Below are 12,214 nucleotides of genomic sequence, written 5' to 3' on the forward strand. Positions count from 1 at the left end.
CACAAATGGAGAAATATCATGCCAATCCCAATTATTTTAGGTGGTCTTGCTGCTGCCGCAGCCGTTACAGGTGTTGCCAAAGGCGTAAAAGGCGTCATGGACAACAACGAAGCCAAAGAGCTAAATGAGCTTGCTCAAAGCATTGTTGAGGAAGCTGAGTTTAATCTTGAACAAGCCAAAAAACACTCCCAAGCATCACTTGAACTGCTTGGCACCGCCAAAGTTACCATATTAAACATGTCGGTCAAAAAGTTTTTAGAGCTTTTTAGGCAAATCAAAAATGTTGATTTTGAACATGATGGCAACTTAGGCAATCTAGAATTGACAGATTTTGATGTGGCGGATTTTACCATGCTAAGACAAGAAGTGGCATTTGTGGTCAGTTCTGGGCTTGGCGTGGCTGGTGGTGCAACTGGCGGTGCTTTAGCAGCTTTTGGTGCTTATAATGGAGTGATGGCACTTGGAGCTGCTAGCACAGGCACAGCCATCAGTACACTCAGTGGGGCAGCAGCCACCAATGCGACACTGGCTTGGCTTGGTGGAGGATCGCTGGCGGCGGGTGGTTACGGTATCGCTGGTGGCACAATGGTGCTAGGAGCGGTGGCGGCAGGACCTGCCATGCTCATTGCTGGTTGGTATATGGGAGCAAAAGCAAGTAAAAACCTAGATGATGCCAAATCTAATATTGCCCAAGCGAAGGCATTTAAAGCAGATATTGATACCACCATTACGGCAGTAGATGGCATCGCAAAGCTCGCCATACAGCTTAAAGATTTATTTCATCAGGTACGCGTAGAGACCAAAAAAACATTAGGCGAATTGGAGAGGGTGATTGCCAGTCAAGGCACAGATTATAGCAAATATAGTGAGACAGCCAAATTATGTGTCATGAAAAATGTCAAAATCATGCAACTTATCAAAGCCATGCTTGACATCGCCATTTTGGATAAAGGTGGTAATGTGCTAGGCGACGCTCAAAGCAGCATCTTTAAAGCTAAACAAATCATTGACAATAACTATCAAGGGCAGATTGATAATCTATGACCCCATTCCCCTGCACCGCTTGCGGTCTATGCTGTCGCAATGTCCATAAAAGTGAGCAAACCGCTTTTTTGGACAGGGGCGATGGCGTTTGTCAATTTTTAGACATCAGCACCAATCTATGTCAAATTTATGATGATAGACCTTTGATTTGTCAGGTAGAGCATTATTATCGCATTTATTTTAAAGATAAAATAGACTGGGAAACTTTTATTAATCTTAACCTTAAAGTCTGTCATCAACTCCAAAAACAGCATTTATCATAAATCCCAAAATTATCATAAACTGTAAACACCTATTTTAAGTCAAACTCTTTTATGATGCATATTACGCACTTGACACTTGAAATGGGTTTTTTAGTGTTTTTGAAATGGTCTTGATAGACAAAAAACAAGCACCCAAATTGAGTGCTTGTTTTTTATCTCATAGACTTAAAATTGCCATACTCGCCCACTTAAACAGCGTATTTGGCAAAATCCCCATCACAAAAATAAACACCGTGATAAGAATCAGCACAAGCCCGCCTGCTTTGACCCGCCAATTACTTGGCACATCAAAAGGCACGATGGTCATTGGGCGTTTGAACATAATAAGCAAGACTTTTAGATAATAATAAAGTCCAATGGCACTGCCCACAATCACCATAAAGGCAAGCCCAAAGCGTCCGCCTTGGGTGGCAGCGAACAACACCTGCATTTTGGTAATAAATCCTGCGGTAAACGGAATGCCCGCCATGGACAAAATCATCACCGTCAAAACTGCCGTCAAGACAGGTCTTCGCCAAAACAGTCCTTGATAGACTGCCATGCTGTCCGCTTCGTCTTCTACTTCTTGGGTTGCCGTGTTGCGGTCGGTCTCGCCATACGCCCCCGTCATCAGCACAATCACCCCAAACGCCCCGACAGACGACAAGGCATAGATAAGCATATACATACTAATCACGCTATCAGCGTCTGCCGTTGTCCCTGTGGCGATAAGCGGAATCAGCACATAGCCCATGTGTGCCACAGACGAAAACGCAAGCAGGCGTTTTAGATTAGTTTGGGTTAGGGCAAGCAAGTTCCCTGCCACAATAGACATCACCACAAGGGCAACCAGTACCGTATCAACAGACGAGATGGCAGGAGTGGCACTTGTCAGCAAAAAACGCACGACAAGGGCGACAACCGCCACCTTGCCTACGCTCGCCAAAAATGCCGTAACAGGAGCAGGAGAGCCTTGATAAACATCGCCCGCCCACGAATGAAACGGTGCCAAGGACAGCTTAAAAGCAACTGCTGCCACCATCATCACCGCCCCCACCATAAACAAAGGCGACAGCCCAAACCCTGTCATGAGACTCTGCCCAAGACGGACAAAGCCAAGCTCGCCTGTCGCCCCAAAAATAAACGCCATACCCATCAAAAGCGTTGCCGAAGCGGTTGCCGATAGGATAAGGTATTTTAGCCCTGATTCTAAGGACTTTTGTTTTAGATAAGCAAAGCTTAGCATGCCATACATAGGCACAGACAAAAGCTCCAATGACACAAAGAAAGAAGCAAAATGATGAGCCGATGTCATCAGTACCGCCCCAAGCGTACTTGTCAAAAGTAGCAGATACAGCTCTTCTTTGTTGTTATTAAAACTTTGAAAATAGCGATACGCCAACGTAACGCACGCCAACGCCGACACGACAACAACAAGGCTATTGAACAAGGCAAAGCCGTCCACCAAAAACAGTCCCATGACATCGCCACGATTGACATGAGTGGGCAATTTTTCAAAAAACTGTAACAATAGCACCGCCAACGCCCCATTTAGCCCAAGGGCAGTTAAGCCAACAATCAGACTGTGCGAGCGTTTGATGGCGATGGCAAGCATCACCACAAGCACCGCCACGCCCAATATCATGGCAGGAAGCAACGGGAGCAAAGACGAAAACTCAATAGACACGTTCATTAGTTGCCCCCTTGGTTAATTTCAATGACTTGTGGCACGATTTCTGGCGAGATGGGCTTTTGATTGCCTTTTAGCCCTGTAATGGCGGTATCCACATCTGAATACCTATCAGGCATTTTGGTGCTGATATAGCTCATCGCTTGCTCGGATTTGTTTAGGACAGGTTGTGGATACAGCCCAAGCCAAACAAGCCCCACCGCCAACACACCAAGCAAAGACAACTCTCGCCCACCCAAATCACACAAAGGCTTGGCAGTGTCGTCTTTTGCCTTATATAAGGCATGCAAATGGGGCGTGGTGTTGTCGCCAAACAACGCCTTATGAATCAAAATAAGTGCATAAAGCCCCGCCCACACAAAACTCACGGTCAATAGCACGCTGATGACAGGATACGCCTTGAACGACCCCATCAAAATCAAAATCTCGCCAATGAAGTTGCCCGTACCAGGGATGCCCAAAAGGGCAGCACAAAAGAACATCATAAACGGAGCAAGATAGCGAAACTGACCCCACATACCGCCCATGACCGTCATATCACGAGTGTGCAAACGTTCGTACACTTGCCCTGCCATGATAAACAGTGCCGCACTAGACAAGCCGTGAGCGAGCATTTGCACCATCAAGCCCTGCAACGACACCAGCGTGCCAGCATAGATGGCAAGCACGACAAAGCCCATGTGCGACACAGACGTATAGGCAAGCAGTCGCTTGATGTCGGTCTGGGCAAACGCCAAAAACGCCCCATAAAACACCCCAATCATGCCAAGCGTGATGGCAATGGGAGCAAACTCGGCAGACGCATTTGGAAAAAGCGGAATCACAAAGCGAAGCAAACCAAACGCCGCCGTCTTAATCAAAATCCCTGCCAAATCCACCGAACCTGCCGTTGGGGCTTGGGCGTGGGCATCAGGTAGCCAGCCGTGTAATGGGAAAACAGGCAATTTGACCGCAAAGCCCACAAAAAAGCACAGCATAATCAGGTATTCATATTTGCCAAGATACGTGCCAAGCAGGTCTTCATAATGAAAACTTAGCACGCTTTTTTGGGCAAAATTGATAAGCACAAGCATACTGATACCAATGAACATGATAAGCCCAGACGCTTGGGTATAAATAAAAAACTTCGTGGCGGCAGCCGATTTTGGCTTGCTGATATTGCCATCTTTATCACGCACATCATGCCCCCATAGGGCAATCAAAAAGTAGATAGGCAGAAGCATCATTTCCCAAAAAAAGAAAAACAAAAACAAATCAATCGCCAAAAAGACACCGATGACACCGCCCAACGACCACAACAGGTTTAGATGAAAAAATCCCACACGGTGCTTAATCTCGCCCCACGAACAGCCCACCGCCATAATACCCAAAAATGCCGTCAAGACAATCATAAGCAAAGACAAGCCGTCCATCGCCAAGGCAAATTTGATACCAAAGGCAGGTATCCAAGGCACTTCAAAGGTTGCCGCCCAAGGCAGACTGCTGTCGGTGCTGGCATTTAACACCCCAAAGTCGCCTTTGGCATACAACACGAGCGACAGCACAAAAGTCAATGTCATGCCAATAAGTGCCACCCATCTGGGCAGTCTTGCGTCCTTTTTTTCAAATAACCAACACAAAAATCCTGCAATCAACGGGATTGCAATTAGACTTGGCAAAAGCCATGTTTGCTCTATCATCTTATACCACCATCATCATTGCCAAGATTAGTACCACAGCAAGCCCCACGCCAAAGCTCACCGCATGAGAGCCCAATCGCCCTGTTTGGGTTTTTACCAACAGCTTGTTGCCAAGTTTGACCCCAAAAGGCAAGATATTCCAAAGTTTGTCCACAGGGTCGCCCTTTAAGAATTTGCAAATTGTCAAAAACGGCTTGACAAACACAATATCATAAAGAGCGTCAAAGCCCAGCCCGTGATAGCACCAATAAGTACACGCCCCACCAAAGGCAGAATTTGTCCATTTTGTCAAAATCTTACCCTTGTCAAGCACATACAAAAAGTACGCCACCGCCAAGCCGAGTGCGGTTACACCCACAGCGATAATCTCGGCAGTGTGCTTGCCGTCTGTTAGGGTGCTACCCACGCTCGCTGGCAGGACATTTGCCAAAGGTGGATGAATTAACGCCCCAAGCCCTGTGGATAGAACCAGTAGCACCACCAAAGGCAAGGCATAACTTATTCCTTTTAAAGGCTCGCCATGTGTTTTTTCTTGCCCAAAGAACACAAGATAAATCAAACGGAAAGTATAAACAGCCGTCAAAAACGCCCCAAACACGCCTGCCCAAAACAGGCTCATGTGTCCTGTGGCATAAGTTTCCCACAAAATCGCTTCTTTTGAATAAAAGCCGACCGTAACAAAAGGCAAGGCAACCAACGCCCCACCACCAACGACAAACGACCAAAACACAAGGGGGATTTTTTTACGCAGACCGCCCATCTTAAAGATGTTTTGCTCATGATGAGTTGAGATAATCACCGACCCACTGGCTAGGAATAACAACGCTTTAAAAAATGCGTGCGTCATCAAATGAAAAATCGCCACTTGCCACGCCCCAACACCCAAAGCAATGAACATATAACCAAGCTGGCTCATGGTAGAGTAAGCAAGCACACGCTTGATGTCGGTCTGTGCCAACGCACAAAAGCTCGCCACAAGCATGGACAACGCACCGATACCCCCCACCCAATACAAAAGCATTTCAGGGGTCAGCACAAACAGCGGGTGCATACGGGCAATCAGATACACCCCTGCCGTTACCATGGTGGCAGCATGAATCAGAGCCGAAACAGGCGTAGGACCCGCCATGGCATCGGCAAGCCAAGTATGCAAAGGGATTTGAGCCGATTTACCAAACGCCCCACCGATAAGCATTGCCACGATAAGCATAAGCATGGGGTCATTGACAGCGAACATGGTGTCGGCTTTGGCATTGATGGCGGTCATGTCAAGCGTACCAAACACCACAAACAACAAAAACAGCCCAATCGCCAAAAACACATCGCCCACACGGGTTACGGTAAATGCCTTGATAGCCGCCCGTCCATTGGCTCGGTTGTGATAATAAAAACCGATAAGCAGGTATGAGCAGATACCCACGCCTTCCCAACCCAGATACATCAGCAATAGGTTGTCAGCAAGTACAAGCAGTAACATACTTGCCACAAATAGATTTAGATAACTAAAAAAACGGGCAAATCCTGTCTCGCCTTTCATGTACCAACTGGCAAACAGATGAATCAAAAAGCCCACACCTGTAATCACGCCAAGCATGGTAACGGACAAACCGTCAAGATACAACCCAAACTTGGGGGCAAAGTCGCCCACCGACAGCCATGTCCAAAGTGGCACGGACACCGCCTGTTGCCCCTGTGCCAAAAAGCCAAAAATACTGGCAAAGGCACATATCGCTGACAGTCCCATTACCCCCACGCCAATCATCGTGGCAAGTTTTTCTGAAATTCTATCTCGCCCTGTGGCTAATATCAAAAAGCCAATCAAGGGGAAAATAAAGGTCAATGCTAACAAATTCATACCGCCCTACCCCTTTAATTCACTGGCATGATTGACATCAAGGCTTCTAAACCGATGATAAAACTGCAACAGTATGGCAAGCCCTATCGCCGCTTCGGCTGCCGCCAGCGTCAAGACAAAAATAAACATAATCTGCCCGTCTGGCTTGCCCCACATATTACCCCCCACCACAAAGGCAAGGGCGGCGGCGTTCATCATAATCTCTAAGCTCATAAGCATAAACAGCACATTTCGTCTTGCCATGACCCCAACCAAGCCAATAACAAACAAAATCGCCGCCAATATCAGCCCATGATGAGCAGGCACGCCCATATCGGATGCCACTTTGACGACTTCATGAGCAAAGGGGGTGGTTAGGGTATCTACATTATAATTTTGCATCGGTGGTCTCCTGTCGCCCTGCGTCTTGATTTGCCCACGCATTGGGGGCGACCACTTCATCGGGGTGTTCTTGACTGTGGCTTGTATTTTCGTCATCTAAGGCACGTTTACCCAAATGATAGGCAGCAACCAATGCCCCCAAAAGCAAAAATGCCGCCACTTCCACAAGTAGCACATATCCTGTAAACAAGCGTACGCCCACTTCTTTGGCAGAAATGGTGGTGCTTTGTAATTGCATGGGCTTGTCCGTGCCGTATTGACTGCTAATAAAGCCAATCAGCACCGCCCCAACAATCATCATAAGACACACAGGCATCGCCCACGCATTGGCAGTCAGCCACGTCTTCTCCTCACGCGTGTCTGTACCGAGATTTAACATCATAATGACAAACACAAATAAGACCAAAATCGCCCCAGCATAGACAATCATTTCAAGCACGCCTGCAAACGGAGCTCCAATGATAAAGAAAATCCCTGCCACCGCAAGTAGGCTCACTATCATGGATAAAATGGCATGGACGGGATTGGCGTGCGTAACTACCCTTAGGCTTGCCCAAATCGCCACCAGCGACAAGGCATAAAAGCCCACCGCATCGCCATTTGCCAAAAACGCCTTTAACACATCAATCATGGCAACAAACTCCGTACATTGACAGGCTCTGCTTCACGCTCGTGCGACCCTTTGGGCTTATTATCCGTTGCCATGCCTGTTACTCGATAATAGTTATACTCTGGGTATTTGCCCACGCCACTAATCAGCAAATGCTCTTTTTCATAGACGAGATTTTGGCGATTGTATTCGCCCAATTCAAAATCAGGGGTTAGCTGAATGGCGGTAGTCGGACAGGCTTCTTCGCACATACCACAAAACACACAACGGCTAAAATTGATACGAAAAAATTCAGGATACCAACGACCGTCTTCACGCTCCGCCTTTTGTAGGCTAATACAGCCCACAGGACACGCCACCGCACATAGGTTGCACGCCACACAGCGTTCATCGCCGTCAGGGTCTCTTGTCAGTACAATTCGCCCACGAAAACGGGGCGGTACAGGCACAGGCTGTTCGGGGTACAAAATCGTGTCTCGTGGACGCAAGGCATGAGAATTTACCATCCACATAGAGCGTACAATGGTAAAAATGCCCACCGCCGTATTTTTTAAAGTTGCAAACATTTAATTCACCATCAAAATCACAAAAGCAGTCGCCAAAAGGTTTAGCAAGGTTACAGGCAAACACACTTTCCAACCAAAATTCATCACTTGGTCATAACGTGGACGCATGAGCGAGCCACGAGCCAACACAAATAAGGTCATAAAAAACAAGGTCTTAATCAAAAACCAAAACACAGGCGGAACAAAGGGCAAGTCTAGGTTAAACGGGGCAAGCCAACCCCCAAAAAACAAGCAGGTCATCAAGGCACTAATCACCACGACATTGACATATTCGCCAATAAAAAACATCCCAAATTTCATGCCCGAGTACTCCACATGATAACCCTCGGCAAGCTCTTGCTCGGCCTCTGGTTGGTCAAAAGGGTGTCGGTGCGTAACGGCAACCCCTGCCACCACAAAGGTCAAAAAGCCCAAAAACTGCGGAATGACATTCCAGACGGTTGTTTGAGCTTCAACAATCTCACGCAAATTAAACGAGCCTGCCATCGCCACCACGCCCATGAGCGACAAGCCCAAAAACACTTCATAGCTAATCGTTTGAGCCGCCGAACGCAGTCCACCTAACAGCGAGAACTTATTGGCACTTGCCCAACCGCCAAACATGACGGCATAGACTGCAAGCCCTGCCATGGCAAAAAAGAACAAAATGCCAATGTTCCAATCTGCTGCCCCAAGCGTGGGCGATAGCGGAATAATGGCAAAACTTGCCAAAGCGGTAAACATGGCAATGGCAGGGGCGAGTGTAAATAGGCGTTTGTCGGCAAAATTGGGTGTCCAGTCTTCTTTAAAAAAGATTTTTAGCATATCCGCCACCAGTTGTAGCGACCCTTGCCAACCGACCCTATTTGGACCATAGCGGTCTTGCCACAGGGCAAGCATACGCCGTTCATAGACAATCATGAGTGCTGCCGTGATGACAAGCCCCAAAAAGATAATCAAGGTCTGAGCGGTCATAAAGATGAGCGACCACCACTCAAACGACAAACCGCCAAGCCATGACGGCACATCAGGAATCACACGAATACTCATTTATGCCCCCACTTGCATTGCTAACGGTGCGTTATTAAACCCAGCTTTTGGCGTAAAGATATTTTCACGCTTGATATTAGCGAGATTTGCCACACTTTTTTGATATTCAGGCACATAGACAGGCGTGTCGGCTTCCGCCTTTTTGACGGTTGTCGGCACACCCACCATAAACGGCACAAGCCCGTCAGGATAGCCGATACAGCCGTCCGCCACATAGTCCACCACGTCCACAGGCAAGGTAATCTCCACCCCATGCTGGGCAAGGGTCAGCTTATCGCCTGCCTTGATAATCCAACGCTTGGCATCATCATCGCTGATAGTCCATGTGGCAGGCTTGATTTGGCTTGCCACCACAGGGCTACGGCTTGCCATGCGTGAGCTTGCAAATAGATTGTGTACAGGCACAACGACCGCACGACCGTCAAAAATGCTCGTGCTTATCATGCTGTCAAGCTCGGCTTTGTCAAATACCGTCTCAACTTTTGGCAACTCATCAAACAGACGAATGCCGACATCTCCGCCTTTTAGCCGTCCGCCCACTTTGTCTTGGAGCTTATTCCACGCTTGGGGCGAGTTCCAGCCTGCACTCCACGCAAATGGGATAAGGCTTGGGGCGGTTTTGTCGCCCACATAACCTTCCATGGAGAACGTCAAACCGCTATCTAAGTCCTTAGGTTGCATGGGTTCGTGGATAGAAATGGGCGAGCGTAACACCGTCCGCCCCGAATAACGGCGTGGCTCACGGGCGACTTTTAGCCCTGTAATACGATAGTCCGACTCGGGGGCAACGTCTTTGATTTGGGCAAGGTGTGGATAATCCATGATAAGCTCATCAATGACATCATCAAGATGATACCACGTTGGCTCATCATTGCCATTTGTCAAATTGGTGCCAGTCAAGGCATTATTCACAGCGTGTAGCCAACGCCAACTGTCTTTTAGCTCGCTGTTTAGCTCATAGTATTTTTTGTCAAAACTGGCAAAAAACCGCCCTGCACGCCCTTCGGCAGACACCAGCGTACCGTCGCTTTCTGCAAATGACGCACCAGATAGCACCATGTCGGCCTTGGTGTGCCAGTCATAAGACTGGTGGTCTAGCACGATGAGCGTTTTTTCGGTCAATTTGTCAAATTGGCTTGGGGCAAGGTTGGCTAGGTCATGTTCTAGCACCACCACCGCCTCAAATTCTTTTGCCAAAATCTCCTCTATCGCTTGCCCACCAAGCAAGTTTACGCCCACGCTGTTCGCCTCTGGCATGGCAACGTACACGCCTGTTTTGTCGGCATATAGAGCATTTATTTTTAATAGGCGAGATGAGAGTTCTTTTTCAAACTCATTGGGGTCTCGCTCTGTGGTGTGTGTGCCGTCCGTTTTGGCATCTTGGTCAGGGTCAATGAATTGACGAGCCACTTCATCACGGATTTTGGCGTTTTGCACTTCCACAAATTCACGTTCCACATGAGCGATTTTGGCACGTTTGGCGGTCAAGGTTTGGGCGATGTAGCCTGTTGCCTGTACAATCGCTTTTGATGACAAGCTGGTGCCTGTGATGACAAGCGGACGGTTCGCCATAATCAAATCATAAGCGATATGATGAGCCAAAAACTCCATTGCCATGTTCTCATCGATGACAAGATTTGGCTCTTGTTCTTTGGCAAAAATGGCGTTCTCGCTTTTGCCAATCTCATCTAACGTATCAGCATAGCCCTTGATGATGTCGCCCACCATAAAGCCCAATTTGGCGATGTCGTTTGGCGTGGCAACGGCAGACACTTTGGCGATGTCGGATAATTTGGTATCCACCACGCTCGCCACATAAATGGGACTGTACGCCTCTTGCCCGATACGCTTGACAGGCTCGGCAAGCCAATGCTCGGTTTTTAGGGCGGTTGCCATTTGACGGGCTTTGTTTTTGGACGCTTGACGCACCGACAAGGCGACACGGCTTGCCGTTTGAGTCAAATCCTCACCCAAAACAAACACACTATCCGCCGTCTCAATCTCCGCCAAAGACACATTATGCACGTCTTTGTGGCGTAATAGCTCCACGCCCAAGTCCACCACGTCTTTGACAACCGCTCGCTCGCCTGTGCTGTAATAATCGCTTCCGACCAGTTTTTTTAGGGCAAAATTACTCTCCAAACTTGCCCGAGCCGAACCAATGCCGATGACGTTTTTGCCTTTTAACAACTCCGCCACGCTATCGACGGCAAGGCTTGCACTGGTTTTGACAAATTGTCCATTCACATTTTCTAAGGGCTGGGTTGGGCGGTCGGCACGATTGACATAGCCATAGCCAAAACGCCCACGGTCGCACAAGAAATAGCCGTTTACGTCATGATTATAGCGGTTTTCAATACGTCTAAGTTCGCCATAACGCTCGCCTGCCGAGATGTTACACCCGCTTGAACAGCCGTGGCAAATGCTTGGGGCGTACTGCATGTCCCATTTACGGTTGTAGCGGTCTGAGTGCGTTTTGTCGGTAAAGACACCCGTTGGGCAAACTTCGGTTAAGTTACCACTAAATTCACTCTGTAACTGTCCGCTCTCTTCACGCCCAAAATAGACACGGTTATTTGACGCATACACCCCAAAATCCGTGCCACCTGCATAATCCTTATAAAAGCGTACACAGCGATAGCAAGCGATACAGCGGTTCATCTCATGATTGATAAACGCCCCTAAGTCTTGGTTGTGGTGCGTGCGTTTGGTAAAGCGGTAACGGCGTTTTCTATGTCCGCTCATATACGTCATGTCTTGCAAATGACAATGTCCGCCCTCCTCACAAGTTGGGCAATCGTGGGGATGATTGGTCATCAAGTATTCCACAATGCTTTTGCGAAATGCCTTTGCCTCGGCATCGTCCACCGAAATCCAAGTATCGCTTTTTGGCGTGGGGGCAATCATACAGCTCATGACAAGCCTGCCACGTCCCGCCTGATAATCCTCCTCGCTCATGTACTGCTTGACCGCACATTGACGGCACGACCCCACCGAACCCAAGGCAGGGTGATAACAAAAATACGGCACGTCAATGCCAAGCGACAGACACGCCTGCAATAGGTTGTCCGAGCCGTCCACGTCATAGGTTTTGCCGTCTATATGAAGGATTGCCATG

Annotated in this window: 10 protein-coding genes; 2 read left to right on the forward strand and 8 right to left on the reverse strand. The window is 48.2% G+C overall.

The features are described 5' to 3' along the window. Window positions 1-18 precede the first annotated feature (18 nt). Window positions 19-1,044 (forward strand): hypothetical protein, encoded by a 1,026-nt coding sequence (locus tag DX073_RS03010; protein ID WP_115005384.1) that lies wholly within the window; start codon window positions 19-21, stop codon window positions 1,042-1,044. Then, window positions 1,041-1,307 carry a YkgJ family cysteine cluster protein gene (locus tag DX073_RS03015; protein ID WP_115005386.1) on the forward strand — a complete coding sequence of 89 codons (267 nt, stop codon included), beginning with the start codon at window positions 1,041-1,043 and terminating at the stop codon, window positions 1,305-1,307. The genes DX073_RS03010 and DX073_RS03015 overlap by 4 nt, the downstream gene beginning before the upstream one ends. Before the next feature lie 157 nt (window positions 1,308-1,464). Here DX073_RS03015 and DX073_RS03020 read toward each other — a convergent pair whose 3' ends face one another. From DX073_RS03020 to nuoG, 8 genes are read right to left on the reverse strand one after another with little or no spacing between them, the layout of a single operon-like run. Further along, complete coding sequence (locus DX073_RS03020) at window positions 1,465-2,979, reverse strand: NADH-quinone oxidoreductase subunit N (RefSeq protein WP_115005388.1); 1,515 nt, start codon at window positions 2,977-2,979, stop codon at window positions 1,465-1,467. Beyond that, entirely contained in the window at window positions 2,979-4,655 is a 1,677-nt protein-coding gene (gene nuoM / locus DX073_RS03025; protein WP_115005390.1) for an NADH-quinone oxidoreductase subunit M, read from the reverse strand. The genes DX073_RS03020 and nuoM overlap by 1 nt, the downstream gene beginning before the upstream one ends. Before the next feature lies 1 nt (window position 4,656). Beyond that, window positions 4,657-6,510, reverse strand: a complete 1,854-nt coding sequence (gene nuoL, locus DX073_RS03030; RefSeq protein ID WP_115005392.1) for an NADH-quinone oxidoreductase subunit L — start codon at window positions 6,508-6,510, stop codon at window positions 4,657-4,659. A gap of 6 nt (window positions 6,511-6,516) precedes the next feature. Next, window positions 6,517-6,822, reverse strand: coding sequence for an NADH-quinone oxidoreductase subunit NuoK (gene nuoK, locus DX073_RS03035; RefSeq protein ID WP_258556881.1), 306 nt, complete (start codon window positions 6,820-6,822; stop codon window positions 6,517-6,519). A 55-nt stretch (window positions 6,823-6,877) separates the two neighbouring features. Further along, complete coding sequence (gene nuoJ / locus DX073_RS03040; protein WP_115005396.1) at window positions 6,878-7,522, reverse strand: NADH-quinone oxidoreductase subunit J; 645 nt, start codon at window positions 7,520-7,522, stop codon at window positions 6,878-6,880. After that, complete coding sequence (gene nuoI / locus DX073_RS03045) at window positions 7,519-8,067, reverse strand: NADH-quinone oxidoreductase subunit NuoI (RefSeq protein ID WP_115005398.1); 549 nt, start codon at window positions 8,065-8,067, stop codon at window positions 7,519-7,521. The genes nuoJ and nuoI overlap by 4 nt, the downstream gene beginning before the upstream one ends. Further along, window positions 8,068-9,096 (reverse strand): NADH-quinone oxidoreductase subunit NuoH, encoded by a 1,029-nt coding sequence (gene nuoH / locus DX073_RS03050; RefSeq protein WP_062499127.1) that lies wholly within the window; start codon window positions 9,094-9,096, stop codon window positions 8,068-8,070. After that, complete coding sequence (nuoG, locus tag DX073_RS03055) at window positions 9,097-12,213, reverse strand: NADH-quinone oxidoreductase subunit NuoG (protein WP_115005400.1); 3,117 nt, start codon at window positions 12,211-12,213, stop codon at window positions 9,097-9,099. Window position 12,214 lies beyond the last annotated feature (1 nt).

It is taken from the genome of Moraxella lacunata (genome assembly GCF_900453205.1).
In the GTDB taxonomy this organism is placed as follows: domain Bacteria; phylum Pseudomonadota; class Gammaproteobacteria; order Pseudomonadales; family Moraxellaceae; genus Moraxella; species Moraxella lacunata_B.

Coding starts and splice junctions, on each gene's coding strand:
- DX073_RS03010 (WP_115005384.1), top strand. CDS start 19: ATGCCAATCCCAATTATTTTAGGTGGTCTTGCTGCTGCCGCAGCCGTT.
- DX073_RS03015 (WP_115005386.1), top strand. CDS start 1,041: ATGACCCCATTCCCCTGCACCGCTTGCGGTCTATGCTGTCGCAATGTC.
- DX073_RS03020 (WP_115005388.1), bottom strand. CDS start 2,979: ATGAACGTGTCTATTGAGTTTTCGTCTTTGCTCCCGTTGCTTCCTGCC.
- nuoM (WP_115005390.1), bottom strand. CDS start 4,655: ATGATAGAGCAAACATGGCTTTTGCCAAGTCTAATTGCAATCCCGTTG.
- nuoL (WP_115005392.1), bottom strand. CDS start 6,510: ATGAATTTGTTAGCATTGACCTTTATTTTCCCCTTGATTGGCTTTTTG.
- nuoK (WP_258556881.1), bottom strand. CDS start 6,822: ATGGGCGTGCCTGCTCATCATGGGCTGATATTGGCGGCGATTTTGTTT.
- nuoJ (WP_115005396.1), bottom strand. CDS start 7,522: ATGATTGATGTGTTAAAGGCGTTTTTGGCAAATGGCGATGCGGTGGGC.
- nuoI (WP_115005398.1), bottom strand. CDS start 8,067: ATGTTTGCAACTTTAAAAAATACGGCGGTGGGCATTTTTACCATTGTA.
- nuoH (WP_062499127.1), bottom strand. CDS start 9,096: ATGAGTATTCGTGTGATTCCTGATGTGCCGTCATGGCTTGGCGGTTTG.
- nuoG (WP_115005400.1), bottom strand. CDS start 12,213: ATGGCAATCCTTCATATAGACGGCAAAACCTATGACGTGGACGGCTCG.